This window comes from Streptomyces sp. NBC_01506, from assembly GCF_045040295.1.
Taxonomy (GTDB): domain Bacteria; phylum Actinomycetota; class Actinomycetes; order Streptomycetales; family Streptomycetaceae; genus Streptomyces.
This window is the reverse complement of record NZ_CP109422.1, coordinates 3,961,073-3,977,035: the sequence shown is the minus strand read 5'-3', so window position 1 is coordinate 3,977,035 and position 15,963 is coordinate 3,961,073. Positions and strand designations below refer to the sequence as shown.

Genomic DNA, 15,963 nt, shown 5'->3' with positions numbered 1-15,963 from the left:
ACAGAGCCGCACGGACAGAGCCGCCCGGACAGAAATGCGGCGGCACCGCAGGGGTACCGCCGCTGGCACGTCCACCGGGTTACCAAGCGTCCTCGTAGTTTGCCCATCAGGTCGGGTGCTTCGCCCGTCCCTGGTGCGGCTGGCCCGTAATCGACGGGTCGACGTCGCGTGGGTACTCGGTTTTCATGCTCGGTCCGTGGGGCCTTGGTGCGTCAACAGGTCATCCTCGCGGATGTCCTTGGTCTCGCGGGCCGTTGATTCCTTTGTACTCCTGTCCGGAGGCAAGCGAAAGCCCTCGCTCCGCAACTTTACTTTTAGCTTCAAATAGGGGCGAATCGCCCGACCGCGGTCGGTCCGGTCATACGGAGGCCGCCTGACGCCGCCGGCTCGCGAACCAGACCAGTCCGGCCGTGGCCGCCGCGGCGCCCACCGCTGCCGCCGCGACGAGCGCCGGCCGTGGCGGCATGGAGAAGGCGGGCAGTCGCTGCTTGAGCCGGACCGGCCGCTCGAAGGCGAGAACCGGCCAATCACGGGCCATCGCCTCACGCCGCAGCGCCCGGTCCGGATTGACCGCGTACGGATGGCCGACCGACTGGAGCATCGGCAGATCGGTGACGGAGTCGCTGTACGCGTAACAGCGGTCCAGGTCGTACCCCTCGGACGCGGCGAGCGCCTTGACCGCCGCGGCCTTGGTCGGCCCGTACGCGTAGTACTCGATCTCGCCCGTGAAGCAGCCGTCGGCGCCGACGACCATACGGGTCGCCACGACCCGGTCGGCGCCGAGGAGTTCGCCGATCGGTTCGACGACCTCCGCGCCCGACGTGGAGACGATCACCACGTCGCGTCCGGCCGTGTGGTGATCCTCGATGAGGGACGCGGCCTCGTCGTAGATGATCGGGTCGATGAGGTCGTGGAGCGTCTCGGTGACGATCTCCCTGACCTGCTGGACGTTCCAGCCCTTGCAGATCGCGGAGAGGTACTCGCGCATGCGCTCCATCTGGTCGTGATCGGCGCCGCCGGCGAGAAAGACGAACTGCATGTATGCGGTGCGCAGTACGGCTCGGCGGTTGATCAGTCCGCCTTGATAGAAGGACTTGCTGAAGGTCAACGTCGACGACTTCGCAATGACCGTCTTGTCCAGGTCAAAGAAGGCCGCTGTGCGAGGCAAGGAGTGGTTTTCCACGAAGTCGAGCATAGGCGCCCACCATTCGGCGTAAGGTACGGCGCGTGGGTTTGCCTGAGAAGGCTCTCGGGTACACCATGGAAGTCACGGATCGTTCGCGACCGTGCTCACCTGGTCCGGCTCCTCCCCCCCCGAGTCGGTCTGGGGGACGACCCCCGCTCTCCCCCCCGGCGGGGGTCGTCGCATGTCCGGATGCGTTTCTGACGCCCGGACCCGTGGCCACCCCACATCCCCTCCCCTCATGGCGCTTCGCGTGCGCGGGTGTGATTCGCACTCTACCCGTCACTGTGCGTAGTTGTCGGGCTGCTCTCGGATGTCACCGGTATGAGCTACGGAGATATTCACAACCGGTGAGTTGTCCACAGCTTTTGAGCAAGATCCACACGATTTTTCCGCGTGGTGCACGGTGATTTTCGACCGCGAAAGTTCGCGGTAGCCGGAATCACAGATGCCGGATCACTTCGAGATCGCTGAGAGCCCGCTCCGCGGATGCCCTTCGGGTGTCCCCGGAAGGTGTGGGTGAGCGCTTCGACGCGACTGCGGACCTCGATCCGGGATCGCGGTAATAGGGGGTGGAGACAATGGCTGGATTCAGGACGTCCGACCGCTCGCCGGTCGCCGAAGGGCGCCGGGCCGGACCGCTGATCGTGACGGAGGACGTCGACCTGCTCGACGATCTGCTGCGGCTGTGCGCGGCCGCGGGCGCGGAGCCGGAGGTGCACCATTCGGTGCCCGAGCGACGGGGCGGCTGGGAGTCCGCACCGCTGGTGCTGGTGGGCGACGACGCGGCCGCGCGCTGCCGGTCCGCCACCCGGCGCCGGGATGTGCTGCTCGTCGGCCGGGACCAGGACAAGCCGGATGTATGGCGGTGGGCCGTCGAGATCGGCGCCGAGTGCGTCCTGCGCCTGCCCGACGCCGAGAGCTGGCTGGTGGACCGGATCGCCGACGTCGCCGAAGGGGCGGGACGCCAGGCGCTCACCGTCGGGGTGATCGGCGGCCGGGGTGGCGCCGGGGCTTCCACGCTCGCCTGCGCCCTGGCGGTCACAGCCGCGCGGCAGGGCCTGCGGACGATGCTCATCGACGGCGACCCGCTGGGCGGCGGGCTCGACGTGCTGCTCGGTGGTGAGCGGGTCGAGGGCCGCCGATGGCCGGATTTCGCCGGTTCCAAGGGGCGGGTGGCGGGCGGTGCGCTGGAGGAGTCGCTGCCCCGACTGCACGATCTGCGGGTTCTCAGTTGGGACCGGGGCGATCGCGTACTGGTCCCGCCCGAGGCCATGCGGTCCGTCCTGGCGGCGGCCCGCAGGCGTGGCGGGGCCGTGGTGGTGGATCTTCCGCGCCGGGTCGACGAGGGCGTGGCGGAGGCGCTGGCGCAGTTGGATGTCGGGCTGCTGGTGGTGCCGGGGGAGCTGCGGGCCGTCGCCGCCGCGGGCCGGGTCGCGTCCCTGGTGGGCATGGTCCTGCCGGATCTGCGGGCGGTGGTCCGTGGGCCGTACGCGAGCGGGCTGGACGACCGGTGGGTGGCCGACGCGCTGCGGCTGCCGCTGGTGGGTGAACTTCCACTGGAGCCCGGCTTGTTGGCCGCGCAGGAGAGCGGGTCACCACCGGGGGCGAGCGCGCGGGGTCCGCTGGCGCGGTTCTGCGCGGCGTTCTGGGACCGGGCGCTGGTCGGCGCCGGGGACGGGAGCGTGGCCGCGTGAGCGCCGTGGCGCGCGCCAGGGGCGCGCAGGTCGGTGGAGCGCTCCTGGACGCCGTACGGCAGCGTCTGGCGGAGAGCGGGGCCGAGCCGACCCCGGCGCGCGTGGCGGCGGCTCTGAGGGCCCAGGGGAGGCTCCTGGGGGACACGGAAGTGCTCGGCGCCGCCGAGGAGTTGAGGTGCGAGCTGGTCGGGACGGGACCGCTGGAGCCCTTGCTCGCCGATCCGCGCGTGACCGACGTGCTGGTCTCGGCGCCCGACCGGGTCTGGGTGGACCGGGGCGGCGGGCTGGAGCTGACGGACGTGTTGTTCGCTGATGCCCCGGCCGTACGGAGGCTGGCGCAGCGGCTCGCCGCCGTCGCGGGCAGGCGGCTGGACGACGCGCGCCCGTGGGTGGACGCCCGGCTGCCCGACGGGACACGGATGCACGCGGTGCTGCCGCCGGTGGCCGTCGGATCGACGCATCTGTCGCTGCGGGTGGTGCGTCCCCGGGCCTTCTCCCCGGCGGAGTTGACCGCCGCGGGGACGGTGCCGCCGGGCGGCGAGCGGCTGCTGCGGGCGCTGATCGAGGCGAGGGTGTCGTTCCTGATCAGCGGGGGGACGGGGTCAGGGAAGACCACCCTTTTGTCAGCCTTGCTCGGCCTGGTGGGGGAGCGCGAGCGGATCGTACTCGCCGAGGACTCGGCCGAGTTGAGGCCCGACCATCCGCATGTGGTGCGCCTGGAGGCGCGTCCCGCCAACCAGGAGGGCGTGGGCGAGGTGACACTGGAGGACCTGGTGCGGCAGGCGCTGCGGATGCGGCCGGACCGGCTGGTGGTCGGTGAGGTGCGCGGAGCGGAGGTGACCACGCTCCTCGCGGCTCTCAACACGGGCCACGAGGGTGGCTGCGGGACGGTCCACGCGAACACCGCCGCCGACGTGCCCGCGCGGCTGGAAGCCCTCGGGACGGCCGCCGGGCTGGACCGGGCCGCTCTGCACAGCCAGTTGGCCGCCGCGCTGTCGGTGGTGATCCATCTCGTACGGGACCGGGCCGGGACGCGTCGTATCGCCGAGGTGCATGTGCTGGAGCGGGAGGCGGCGGGGCTGGTGGTGCCGGTGCCCGCGCTGCGCTGGGGCGCGGCGGGGTTCGCGTACGAACGGGGCTGGCCGAGGCTGCGGTCGCTGATCGGGGGTGCGCTGTGACGGCGCTGGAGGGGGTGCTCCCGCTCCCGCTTCCCCTGAGCGTCATCGCCTTCTGTGCCGCCGTGTGCGCGGGGCCGGCGGTCTGGCAACTGGTCGAACGGGGGCGGGTGTCGCGGCGGGCGGAGGCGCTGTTCGGCCGCACGGGCACGACCGGGCCCGCGGTGAGGAGAGTGCGCGAGCGGCTGACGGGGCTGCCCAAGGAGTGGTTCTGTCTGCCCGTCGCGGTGGTGCTCGCCCTGTGGGGTGAGTCGGTGCTGCCGCTGGTCGCCGGTGCGGTGGCGGTGCCGCTCGTGAGGCGGCGGCTGCGGGCCGGGGAGCGGCGGCGCGCGGCGGAGCGGCGGGGCGAGGTCATGCGCCGTCTCTGCGACGTGCTCGTCGGGGAGTTGAGAGCCGGGGCGCAACCGGCCGACGCGATCGCGACGACCGTCCGGGCGCTCGACCGTGGCCGCGGCGGCCCGGAACTCGCCCTCGTGGTCGCGGCCGCCCGCTTCGGCGGCGACGTGCCTGCCGCCCTGCGGAAGGCGGCGCGGCAACCGGGCGCGGAAGGTCTCGTCGGGGTGGCGGCCTGCTGGCGGGTCGCGGTGGACGGTGGCGCGGGACTGGCCGCCGGTATCGAACGGCTGGGCGCCGCTCTGCGGGCGCAGCAGGATCAACGGGACGCCCTGCGTGCCCAGTTGGCCGGCGCGTGGTCCACGGTCGTGGTGCTGGCGCTCCTGCCCCTGGTGGGTCTGGCGATGGGCTGGGCCATGGGCGCCGACCCGGTGGGGGTGCTGCTGCACACCCCTGCCGGGCTGGGCTGTCTGGTGGTGGGCGGGCTGCTGGAGGTGACGGGCTTCTGGTGGGCCGGGCGGATCGTCCGGGGCGGGGGCGCGTCATGAACGGAGGGTTCGCGCAAGGGGAGTTCGTCCACAGGGTGTGGGTGGGCGCCGCGCTGCTGGCGGCGGTGGTGTCCGTGGTCCTCGCGTGGTCGGGGTGGCGGGGTGAACGGGCCGCGCGGGGACGGACGGTGGCGCTGCTGGCCCTGGACGCCGCGCCCGGTCGGTCGCGCGTGCGACCGGAGTACGGAGTCTGGCTCAGGCGGTGGGGGCCGCCGCTGGGGGCCGGGTGCCTCGGCTGGGCTCTGGTCGGCGGGATCGTCGGACCGGTCGTGGGGCTCGCCTGTGCGTACGGCGCCGGGCGGTGGCTGCGTACCCGTAAGCCGGACGCCACCGCGACCACGGACGAGGCCGCGCGGCAATTGCCGCTCGCCGCCGATCTGTTGGCCGCCTGCGTCTCGGCGGGCGCGGGTCCGCGCGAGGCGGCGGAGGCGGTGGGGGAGTCGCTGGGCGGGCCCGTGGGCGAGCGGTTGGTCAGTACGGCGGCGGCGCTGCGGCTCGGAGGTGATCCGGTCGAGACGTGGGGGCGGTTCGGCGAGATACCGGGCGCCTCGGACCTGGCCCGCTGTCTGGAGCGGGCCGGATCCACGGGAGCGCCGGCGGCGGAGCCCGTAGCCCGGCTGGCCGACGGCCTCAGGGCCGAGCGCGCCCGGCGGGCGGCGGCGCGCGCGGGCCGGGCCCAGGCGCTGATCACCGCCCCGGTGGGGCTGTGTTTCCTGCCCGCCTTTCTGGCGGTGGGGGTGGCCCCGGTGGTCATCGGCCTGGCGAGCGGGCTGCTGCGGGGCAACTGAGCTGTTTCAACTGTGCTGATCCAACAGGAGGTTGACATGAAGATGCGGGTGGGCCGGCTGTCAGGACGACAGATGTGGCGTGTGGTGGAGGAGGCGAGCAGGGTGAGCCGGCTGCGCCGGAGCAGGCTCCGGGTCGGTGCCGGCCCGGGGGCGCGAACCGGCCTGCGGATCCGTACCGGCTCGCGGGCGGACTGCGGAAATGTGAGTGCCGAGTACGCGATGGTGACGCTCGCCGCGTGCGGGCTCGCCGCCGGGCTCTACCGGGTGGTCACGGGTGCGTCCGTCACCGGCGCCCTGGAGTCGGTCATCGGGAACGCCCTCGATGCGAAGTTCTGAGTCCGCAGCGGTGGCCGGTGCGGTCGGGACGTCCCGACCGCACGGGGAGGACGGCGACCGGGGATCGGTGACGGCGGAGACGGCCGTGGCGGTACCGGCGCTGGTGGTGTTCGTCGCGGCGTTGCTGTGGGCCCTGATGGCGGCGTCCGCGCAGATCCAGTGCGTGGACGCCGCCAGGGCGGGCGCGCGGGCCGCCGCCCGCTCCGAGCCCCCGGCCGCGGCGGTGGAGGCCGCCCGCTCGGCCGCCCCGGCGGGCGCCGAGGTCACGCTGGCCCGGTCCGACGACCTGTGGCGGGTACGGGTGGCGGCCCCGACCCCCGGACCGCGCGGTATCGCGCTGACGCTCGCCGCGGAAGCGGTGGCACCGGCCGAGGACGCGGCTGCGGGCGTGGCCGGCCCCAGGGAGGAGGCCCCATGAGCCGGGACCGGGGGTCGGCGACGGTGTGGGCGGCCCTGGCGACGACCGCGCTGTGTGCCGTGTTCGCGGTGATCCTCGCCATGGGCCAGGCGGTGGTGGCCAGGCACCGCGCGGGCTCGGCGGCGGACCTGGCGGCGCTGGCGGCGGCCGGGTACGCGCCGCGCGGGGCGGAGGCCGCCTGCGCGCGGGCGGCCGAGGTGGCCGGTGCGCAGGGCGCGCAGGTGGTGCGGTGCGCGCTGGTCGGCGAGATCGCGGACGTGACCGCGCGGGCGGAGTTCGGCCCGTACGGCCCGACGGCCAGATCCCGCGCGGGCCCACCGGACACGCTGCCGGCGTCGACACCTCCGCCCGCGTCCGCATCCGCCCCCGAGCGGCCACCGGCATCCGCACGGCCGGCCTCGGAGCGCGGGCCGCCACCGTCCGAGGCGCCTCAGCCTGTGATCTCCGCTCCGGTCTCGGCCGTCCGTGGTGCGGGCAGGGCCGGTGCGTTCGTCGACGCGGGCGCCGACTTCAGGAGTTCGCCCAGGAGCCGTACGGCCGCGCGTTTGTGCAGGGGCTCGTTGCCGTTGCCGCACTTCGGGGACTGGATGCAGGACGGGCAGCCCGCCTCGCACTCGCACGAGGCGATCGCCTCTCGGGTCGCGGTGAGCCATTCGCGCGCCGTGTGGAATGCGCGTTCCGCGAAGCCCGCGCCGCCGGGGTGGCCGTCGTACACGAAGACCGTCGGCAGCAGTGTGTCCGGGTGGAGCGGGACGGACACGCCGCCGATGTCCCGGCGGTCGCAGGTCGCGAACAGCGGGAGCATCCCGATGGACGCGTGCTCGGCGGCGTGCAGGGCGCCGCCCAACTGCTCCGGATTGACGCGGGCCGCGTCGAGTTGGTCCTCGGTGACGGTCCACCAGACGGCGCGGGTGCGCAGTGTGCGGGGAGGCAGATCGAGTTTGGTCTCCCCCAGGACCTCGCCGGTGATGAGCCGGCGGCGCAGGAAGGAGACGACCTGGTTGGTGACCTCGACGGAGCCGTAGCAGAGGCGTCCACCGCCCCACGGGATCTCCGTGTCGGTTTCGAGGACGGAGATGGCGGTGGTGTCGCGCGCGGTGGTGGAGTACGGCGGGACGGCCTCCTGGACGAGCGCGACCGAGTCCGCCAGGTCCAGGTGCTTCACCAGGTACGTGCGGCCCTGGTGCAGATGGACGGCGCCGTCGTGGACGGCGGTGTGGGAGGCCCCTTCGTCGACGGTGCCGAGCAGCCTGCCGGTGCCCTCCTCCACGATCTGGACCGGCCGGCCGCCCTCGCCCCGGATGTCGGCGAGATCGGCGGCCCGCTCGCGGCGGGTCCAGTACCAGCCGGTGGTACGCCGGCGCAGCAGGCCCGCCGTGACGAGCTGCGGCAGCAGCTCGGGCACGGCGGGGCCGAAGAGGTCCAGATCGGCCTCGGTGAGCGGTAGTTCGGCGGCGGCGGCGCACAGATGGGGGGCGAGGACGTACGGGTTGTCCGGGTCGAGCACGGTGGACTCGACGGGCTGCTGGAACAGCGCCTCGGGGTGGTGGACGAGGAACGTGTCCAGCGGATCGTCCCTGGCGACCAGGATGGCCAGCGCGCCCTGCCCGGCGCGGCCCGCGCGGCCCGCCTGCTGCCACAGGGAGGCGCGGGTGCCCGGGTAGCCGGCGATGACGACGGCGTCGAGGCCCGAGACGTCGATGCCCAACTCCAGGGCGGTGGTTGCGGCGAGGCCGAGAAGCTCGCCGGAGTGCAGGGCGCGCTCCAGGGCGCGGCGCTCCTCGGGGAGGTAGCCGCCCCGGTAGGCGGCGACGCGTCCCACGAGGGAGCGGTCGACCTCGGCGAGGCGTTCCTGGGCGATGACGGAGACCAGTTCGGCGCCGCGCCGGGACCGTACGAAAGCGACCGACCGGACGCCCTGGAGGGTCAGGTCGGTGAGGATGTCGGCCGTCTCCGCCGTGGCGGTACGGCGCACGGGTGCGCCCTTCTCGCCGTGGAGTTCGGTGAGCGGCGGCTCCCAGAGGGCGAAGACGACCTCGCCGCGCGGTGAGGCGTCGTCGGCCACCTCGTGGACGGGCAGACCGGTGAGCCGCCCGGCCGCCGACGCGGGCTCGGCGGCGGTGGCCGAGGCGAGGAGGAAGACGGGGTCGGAGCCGTACCGCGCGCAGACGCGGCGCAGCCGGCGCAGGACCTGGGCGACGTGGGAGCCGAACACACCGCGATAGGTGTGGCACTCGTCGATGACGACGTAGCGCAAGGAGCGCAGAAAGGAGGACCAGCGGGGGTGGGCGGGAAGGATCCCGCGGTGCAGCATGTCGGGGTTGGTCAGGACGTAGTTGGCGTACTGGCGTACCCATTCGCGCTCCTCGACGGGAGTGTCGCCGTCGTACACGGCCGGGCGCACGCTGTTGCCCAGCGGTTCGGCGAGCGCCTTCACGGCACGGCGCTGGTCGGCGGCGAGCGCCTTCGTCGGGGAGAGGTACAGGGCGGTCGTGCCCCGGCCGTTGGGGGCCTCGGAGCCGTCCAGGAGCGCGGTGAGCACCGGCGCGAGGTAGGCGAGGGACTTGCCGGACGCGGTGCCGGTGGCGATCACGACGGATTCGCCGTCCAGCGCGTGCTCGGCGGCGGTGGCCTGATGGGCCCAGGGGTGGTCGACCCCGGCCAGTTGAATGGCGTTGATCACTTCTGGACGGATGCGATCGGGCCACACCGCATGACGGCCCGCACGTGGGGGCAAGTGCTCCGTATGGGTGATGCGCGCGGCCCGGCCCGCTCCCGCGGTGAGCCGGTCCAGGACCGTACCGGGGGAGGGGCGGGAGTCCCCGCTCTCGGGCGGCCTGCCAGGACCGTGATTCGTGGCCATCGGCACCGAGTGTGTCACTGGCGTGGCGGACAATGGTCCTAAGGCGTCGTGCATGGCTGCCGGTAAGTGATTGAATGCCATCGCGGCTGGCGATACGCCCCCTGGCTCCGTCGGGAGAGACCCGAGGGGCGACCGCTCGATTGCAAGGTGCTGGAGGATCCGTGGACCTGTCCCTGTCGACTCGCAATGTGTCCGGCCCTGGTGGCGACCGTACGGTCGTCGAGGTCGGTGGCGAGATTGATGTGTATACCGCGCCCAAGCTGCGCGAGCAGTTGGTCGAGTTGGTGAACGACGGCAGCTATCACCTGGTCGTCGACATGGAGGGCGTGGACTTCCTGGACTCGACCGGTCTGGGCGTGCTCGTGGGCGGACTCAAGCGTGTGCGTGCCCACGAGGGCTCGCTGCGTCTCGTCTGCAACCAGGAGCGCATTCTCAAGATCTTCCGGATCACCGGCCTGACCAAGGTGTTCCCCATTCACACCACGGTCGAAGAGGCCGTCGCCGCCACCGACTGAGTCCGGCCGGAGGCTTTCGGAAGGAAGGGCAGGGGGCACCGGGCGTCATGCCCGGGGCCGCCCGAGCCCCAGATTTCGCACGCTCGTACGTCTGAGGGGGATCACATGGCCACCGTTGAACTCCGCTTCAGCGCCCAGCCCGAGCACGTCAGGACGGCCCGTCTGGTGGCGGCTGCCGTGGCGCGGCGGGCCGGTGTCGACGAAGCAGTGTTGGACGAGGTCAGGCTCGCCGTCGGTGAGGCGTGCAGCCGCGCGGTCGGTCTGCACCGCAGCCACGGCGTCACCGCGCCCGTGCGGGTCGTGCTGACCGAGGAGGAGAAGGTCTTCTCCATCGAGGTCGCCGACGAGGTGCCCACCCCGGGCACCACAGGCGCCACAGGCACAACCGGCAGCGCGGGCCCCACGACCGGCGCGGAGAGCGCGCCGGCCTCCGGCGGGTCCGGTGCGGGCGATCTCTACGAGACGGACACGGGTGACGGCGAGGACGAGATGGGTCTCGCGGTCATCAGCGGCCTCGTCGACGACGTGGAAGTGACGTCCGACGACAACGGCGGCGTCATCCGCATGAGCTGGCCGACCGCCTCGGCGGTCGCGCTCCCCTGAAATACGCGGGTGCGTACGGCCCGAGCCGGGCGGCCGGGCCCGCCGGGGCGGGCCGCCCCGGCGGCGGCTGTGAGAGAGCGTGATCCAATTTCTTCGATGACCCTGCTGAGCAGGGCCTTTTTTATTTCTCGCCGATAATGGATCACCAGTCAATGCGTTCATCCCATTACGCATTCACGAGTGCTTTTCGGGGCCCGATCATTTGCGGCCCCACAAGTCAAGGTCAATTACACGCGGCGCACCCTGTTTTGATCAGCTTCCGCTCCCTACAATCCGTCCATCTTGAGCGCTGAGCGTCAAGGAGGACGAATGGCGGGGCACATCGATCCACAACTGTCCGAGCAACTGTCCGAGCACCCCACTTCTCTCGCTGCCGCGATACTCACGGACGGCAACAGACTGATCGTGATCGTCATCGCGGTCATCGCGCTGGCGGCCCTGCTGGTCGCCCAGCGGCTGGTCCGTCAGGTGCTGGCGGCCGACGAGGGCACCGACTCCATGAAGGAGATCGCGGCGGCCGTACAGGAAGGCGCGAATGCCTATCTGGCCCGGCAGTTGCGCACCCTCGGCGTTTTCGCCGTCGTGGTGTTCTTCCTGTTGTTGTTGCTTCCGGCCGACGGCTGGTCGGAACGCGCGGGACGTTCACTGTTCTTCCTGGTGGGTGCGCTTTTCTCGGCGGCCACCGGATACTTCGGCATGCGTCTCGCCGTACGCAGCAATGTGCGCGTCGCCGCTGCCGCGCGAGAGGCGACTCCGGCGGAGGGCGAACCGGAAAAGGATCTGACAGCCGTCGCGCACAAGGCGATGAAGATCGCTTTCCGTACCGGTGGCGTGGTCGGAATGTTCACGGTGGGCCTCGGCCTGCTGGGTGCCTCGTGCGTCGTCCTCGTGTACGCGGAGGACGCGCCCAAGGTCCTGGAGGGCTTCGGTCTCGGTGCCGCGCTGATCGCGATGTTCATGCGTGTCGGCGGCGGCATCTTCACCAAGGCGGCCGATGTCGGCGCCGACCTCGTGGGCAAGGTCGAGCAGGGCATCCCCGAGGACGACCCGCGCAACGCGGCGACCATCGCCGACAACGTGGGGGACAACGTCGGCGACTGTGCCGGTATGGCGGCCGACCTCTTCGAGTCGTACGCCGTGACGCTCGTCGCCGCGCTCATCCTCGGCACGGCAGCCTTCGGCAACTTCGGGCTCGGATTCCCGCTGATCGTCCCCGCGATCGGTGTCATCACGGCGATGATCGGCATCTTCGCCGTCGCGCCGCGGGCCTCCGACCGCAGTGGGATGACCGCGATCAACCGAGGCTTCTTCATCTCCGCGGTGATCTCGCTGATCCTGGTGGCCGTGGCGGCGTACACCTATCTGCCGTCCACCTACGCCGAGTTGGACGGTGTGACGGCCGAGGAGATCACCTCGCACTCCGGCGACCCGAGGACGTTCGCGCTGGTGGCCGTCGCCATCGGCATCGTGCTCGCCGCGCTCATCCAGCAGCTCACGGGCTACTTCACCGAGACCAGCCGGCGTCCGGTGCGCGACATCGGCAAATCGGCGCTCACCGGGCCGGCCACCGTCGTCCTGGCCGGTGTGGCCATCGGTCTGGAGTCCGCCGTCTACACGGCGCTGCTGATCGGTCTCGCCGTGTACGGGGCGTTCCTGCTCGGCGGCGCGTCGATCATGCTCGCGCTTTTCGCGGTGGCGCTGGCCGGCACCGGACTGCTCACCACCGTCGGTGTCATCGTCGCCATGGACACCTTCGGTCCCGTCTCCGACAACGCCCAGGGCATCGCCGAGATGTCCGGGGACGTCCAGGGCGCGGGCGCGCAGGTGCTCACCGACCTCGACGCCGTGGGCAACACCACGAAGGCCATCACCAAGGGCATCGCCATCGCGACCGCCGTACTGGCGGCGGCGGCGCTTTTCGGCTCGTACCGGGACGCCATCGCCACGGCCGTGAAGGACGTAGGGGCGAGGGCCGACGAGATGGGCCTGAGCCTGGACATCTCCCAGCCCAACAACCTGGTCGGGCTGATCCTCGGCGCCGCGGTCGTGTTCCTGTTCTCGGGGCTCGCGATCAACGCCGTGTCGCGGTCGGCCGGTTCGGTGGTCTACGAGGTGCGGCGGCAGTTCCGCGAACACCCCGGGATCATGGACTACACGGAGAAGCCCGAGTACGGACGAGTCGTCGACATCTGTACGAAGGACGCGTTGCGCGAGCTGGCGACGCCGGGTCTGCTCGCCGTACTCACCCCGATCGCGGTGGGCTTCTCCCTCGGCGTCGGCGCGCTCGGCTCGTTCCTGGCCGGCGCGATCGGTACCGGCACGCTGATGGCCGTCTTCCTCGCCAACTCCGGCGGGGCGTGGGACAACGCCAAGAAGCTGGTCGAGGACGGCCATCACGGCGGCAAGGGCAGTGAGGCCCACGCCGCGACCGTCATCGGCGACACCGTCGGCGACCCGTTCAAGGACACGGCGGGACCCGCGATCAACCCGCTGCTGAAGGTCATGAACCTGGTGGCGCTGCTCATCGCTCCGGCGGTGGTGCAGTTCAGTTACGGCAGCGACGCCAACGCCGGGGTCCGCGCGGTGGTGGCGGTGCTCGCGATCGCGGTGATAGTCGGTGCGGTGTACGTCTCCAAGCGGCGCTCGGTGACCGTGGACGACGGCGGCGAAGGGGGCGGCGACGGAGGCGGACCGGGCGACGGGACGACCAAGTCACCGGATCCGGCGGTGGCTTCGTAGCTGAGGTGTGGTCGCGCCGTGACGGACTGTGTCCGTCGTGGGTGGCGTCGGCGGCAAGTGGTGGGCGGGCGGCGCGTGTTGACGCGTCGCCCGCCCGCTTGCCGTGTCCCGGAGGCCGGTGGCGTGAGGGTTCTCTCCCTGGGGGCAAATATCCGCAATAGCAGATTGATCGGACACTCGGCGTGCGGTAGTGGCCCACTTGGCGTGTATGTTCCGGGGCCGAGAGCCTTGGAAGGGACCCAATCCGGTGAACAAGAAGCTCGCAGCCGTACTGTCCGGCGGTTCGGTACTGCTCATGGCACTGTCGGGGTGCAGCGACGACGGCGACAAGAAGGTGAACGACTGGGCCAAGAAGGTCTGCGACCAGGTCCAGCCGCAGTTGACGAAGATCGCGAACGCCAACGCCTCGATCCAGCAGGCGACCTCGGACAGCAGCAAGCCCGCCGACGTCCAGAAGACCGACGCGGCGGCCTTCCAGTCCATCTCGGACGCCTACAAGGCGCTGGGCGGTGCGGTGGACGGAGCGGGTGCCCCGCCCGGCGACGACGGCGAGAAGACGCAGAAGGAGGCCGTCAGCGAGCTGAACGCCACCTCCGCGGCGTACGCCGGGCTCAAGGCCGACGTGGACGATCTCGACACCAAGGACCAGGCGAAGTTCGCGGACGGCCTCAAGGGCGTCGCGGACGAACTCGACAAGCTCAGCACGAGCGGTGACGAGGCGCTGCAGAAGCTTCAGTCCGGTGATGTCGGCGCGGCGATGGCGAAGCAGCCCGGCTGCCAGCGGCCGAAGACGTCGGCGCCCGCCGAGACGGGATCGGGTGAGCCCTCGACGGAACCGTCCGCCGAGAAGTCCTCGTCCTGAGCCTTCTGGGCAGCCTGAGCCGCCTGGGCCTCCTGAGTCGTCTGGCCTCGCGTATCTGACGCGGCCTTATGTTCTGCCGAATGTTCTGCCGATTCGTCAGAAGAACGCCCCGTTGTACGTATGTCTCGTCGTACGGCCCGCAGTACCGCTCTCGGACGCGCGTCCCGTGGCCCGGCACCCCGCCCGGGGAGCCGGGCCGCAGGCGATTGTCGGTGGCAGCCGCCACAATGGGCAGGTGAGTACGACCAGCCCCTCCGCGCCCCTTCCCGCGCCCGACCACTCGCCCCGACTCCGCGACGCCCTGCTCGCCGCCGACTTCACCGTCGACGGCCTGCTGGACCTGCTCGGCGCGCCCGCCTACGCCGCGCTGGCCCGCAGCGAGACCGTGCCCGCCCTGCGGGCCACCGGCGGCGACACCCCGCTCGACACGCTCGTCAGACTCTTCCTGCTCCAGCGCCCGGTCCCCTCCGAGCGGGCCCGTGCCGTGCTGCCCCTGACGCAGTGCCTGGCCGACGGCTGGCTCGTGACGGGCGGCGGCGCCGGCGGCCGTACGGACAACGGCCCGCACAACGGCCCGCGCAACGGCCCGGACGGCGGTACGGGCCCCGGCGAAGACGGCGCGTACGTCCGGGCCACCGTGGACGTACGGCCGTACGGCGGCCCGGACGGCGAGGACTGGTTCATCGTCTCCGACCTCGGCTGCGCGGTCGGCGGCGCCTCCGGCGCGAGCGGCCACGGCGAGGGCGTGGTGCTCGGCGTCGGCGGGGCGTCCACGACGCTCGCCGGACTCACGGTGCGTACGCCGGTCGACAAGGCCCTCGACGTCGGCACCGGCTCCGGCATCCAGGCGCTGCACGCGGCCCGGCACGCCACCAGGGTCACCGCCACCGACCTCAACCCGCGCGCGCTGGAGTGCGCCCGGCTCACGCTCGCCCTGTCGGGGGCGCCGACCGCCGAGCTGCGCGAGGGATCGCTGTTCGAGCCGGTCGACGGCGAGACGTACGACCTGATCGTGTCGAACCCGCCGTTCGTGATCTCGCCCGGTGCCCGGCTCACCTACCGCGACGGCGGGATGGGCGGCGACGACCTGTGCCGCACGCTCGTCCAGGAGACGGGCGACCGCCTCGCCCACGGGGGATACGCGCACTTCCTCGCCAACTGGCAGCACGTGGAGGGCGAGGAGTGGCAGGACCGGCTGCGGTCGTGGGTGCCGCGCGGCTGCGACGCCTGGATCGTGCAGCGCGAGGTGCAGGACGTGACGCGGTATGCGGAGCTGTGGCTGCGCGACAGCGGTGACCACCAGGCGGACCCGCAGGCGTACGCCGCGCTCTACGACGCGTGGCTGGACGAGTTCGAGGCGCGGAGCACCAAGGCCGTGGGGTTCGGCTGGATCAGCCTCAGGAAGTCGGGGGCCGAGCGGCCCTCGGTGCTCGTGGAGGAGTGGCCGCACCCCGTCGAGCAGCCGCTCGGCGACACCGTACGGGCCCACTTCGAGCGCCAGGACTATCTGCGCGCACATGACGACGCCGCCCTGCTCACCGCTCATTTCGCGCTCGCCCCCGAGGTCGTCCAGGAGCAGGTCGGGCTGCCCGGAGCAGAGGACCCCGAGCATGTGGTGCTCCGTCAGAACCGCGGCATGCGGCGGGCGACGAAGGTGGACACGGTCGCCGCCGGCTTCGCCGGGGTCTGCGACGGCTCGCTGAGCGCCGGGCGGATCCTGGACGCGATCGCCCAGCTCATGGGGGAGGATCCGGTGCTGCTGCGCGACCGGACGCCGCAGGCGATCCGGCTGCTGGTGGAGGAGGGCTTCCTGGTGCCGGTGGCCGCGGCGGGGTCGTAGCCGGGCCCGGAGCCGGGCCGGAGCCAGGCCCCGTGGGGGCGCGCTGCCGCAGCACGTATGGCG

13 protein-coding genes and 1 pseudogene are annotated in these 15,963 nt (G+C 72.1%); 12 read left to right on the top strand and 2 right to left on the bottom strand.

Annotated elements, in window-relative coordinates; translation table 11 throughout:
- Positions 1-358: 358 nt before the first annotated feature.
- A complete protein-coding gene (locus OG329_RS17325; protein WP_405796140.1) occupies positions 359-1,195 on the bottom strand; it encodes an HAD-IB family hydrolase in 837 nt (278 codons plus the stop codon).
- Between the two features lie 569 nt (positions 1,196-1,764).
- Between OG329_RS17325 and ssd the strand changes: the two genes are divergently transcribed.
- From ssd to OG329_RS17290, 7 genes and pseudogenes are all read left to right on the top strand, one after another.
- The gene (ssd, locus tag OG329_RS17320) at positions 1,765-2,880 is read left to right on the top strand and encodes a septum site-determining protein Ssd (RefSeq protein ID WP_405796139.1); all 1,116 of its coding nucleotides are present in this window, start codon (positions 1,765-1,767) and stop codon (positions 2,878-2,880) included.
- Entirely contained in the window at positions 2,877-4,058 is a 1,182-nt protein-coding gene (locus OG329_RS17315) for a TadA family conjugal transfer-associated ATPase (RefSeq protein ID WP_405796137.1), read from the top strand. Before ssd ends, OG329_RS17315 begins: the two co-directional genes overlap by 4 nt.
- Positions 4,055-4,936, top strand: a complete 882-nt coding sequence (locus tag OG329_RS17310) for a type II secretion system F family protein (protein WP_405796136.1) — start codon at positions 4,055-4,057, stop codon at positions 4,934-4,936. The genes OG329_RS17315 and OG329_RS17310 overlap by 4 nt, the downstream gene beginning before the upstream one ends.
- Complete coding sequence (locus OG329_RS17305; RefSeq protein WP_405796134.1) at positions 4,933-5,724, top strand: type II secretion system F family protein; 792 nt, start codon at positions 4,933-4,935, stop codon at positions 5,722-5,724. Before OG329_RS17310 ends, OG329_RS17305 begins: the two co-directional genes overlap by 4 nt.
- A 36-nt stretch (positions 5,725-5,760) precedes the next feature.
- The gene (locus tag OG329_RS17300) at positions 5,761-6,060 is read left to right on the top strand and encodes a DUF4244 domain-containing protein (protein WP_405796133.1); all 300 of its coding nucleotides are present in this window, start codon (positions 5,761-5,763) and stop codon (positions 6,058-6,060) included.
- Positions 6,047-6,478 carry a TadE family type IV pilus minor pilin gene (locus OG329_RS17295; protein WP_405796131.1) on the top strand — a complete coding sequence of 144 codons (432 nt, stop codon included), beginning with the start codon at positions 6,047-6,049 and terminating at the stop codon, positions 6,476-6,478. Before OG329_RS17300 ends, OG329_RS17295 begins: the two co-directional genes overlap by 14 nt.
- A pseudogene (locus OG329_RS17290) lies at positions 6,475-6,735 on the top strand (Rv3654c family TadE-like protein); the annotation flags it as partial. The gene OG329_RS17295 and the pseudogene OG329_RS17290, both read left to right, overlap by 4 nt.
- 173 nt (positions 6,736-6,908) lie before the next feature.
- Here the strand turns inward: OG329_RS17290 and OG329_RS17285 are convergent.
- Entirely contained in the window at positions 6,909-9,422 is a 2,514-nt protein-coding gene (locus OG329_RS17285; protein ID WP_405796129.1) for a DEAD/DEAH box helicase, read from the bottom strand.
- Between the two features lie 80 nt (positions 9,423-9,502).
- On the opposite strand from OG329_RS17285, the gene bldG reads away from it, so the two are divergent.
- From bldG to OG329_RS17260, 5 genes are all read left to right on the top strand, one after another.
- Complete coding sequence (bldG, locus tag OG329_RS17280; protein WP_078075833.1) at positions 9,503-9,856, top strand: anti-sigma factor antagonist BldG; 354 nt, start codon at positions 9,503-9,505, stop codon at positions 9,854-9,856.
- A 105-nt stretch (positions 9,857-9,961) separates the two neighbouring features.
- On the top strand, positions 9,962-10,459 hold the full coding sequence (locus OG329_RS17275) for an ATP-binding protein (RefSeq protein WP_405796128.1): 498 nt from the start codon (positions 9,962-9,964) through the stop codon (positions 10,457-10,459).
- Between the two features lie 309 nt (positions 10,460-10,768).
- A complete protein-coding gene (locus OG329_RS17270) occupies positions 10,769-13,198 on the top strand; it encodes a sodium-translocating pyrophosphatase (RefSeq protein WP_405796126.1) in 2,430 nt (809 codons plus the stop codon).
- A 247-nt stretch (positions 13,199-13,445) separates the two neighbouring features.
- The gene (locus OG329_RS17265) at positions 13,446-14,060 is read left to right on the top strand and encodes a small secreted protein (RefSeq protein WP_405796124.1); all 615 of its coding nucleotides are present in this window, start codon (positions 13,446-13,448) and stop codon (positions 14,058-14,060) included.
- A 235-nt stretch (positions 14,061-14,295) separates the two neighbouring features.
- Complete coding sequence (locus tag OG329_RS17260) at positions 14,296-15,900, top strand: methyltransferase (RefSeq protein ID WP_405796123.1); 1,605 nt, start codon at positions 14,296-14,298, stop codon at positions 15,898-15,900.
- The last annotated feature ends 63 nt before the right edge of the window (positions 15,901-15,963 follow it).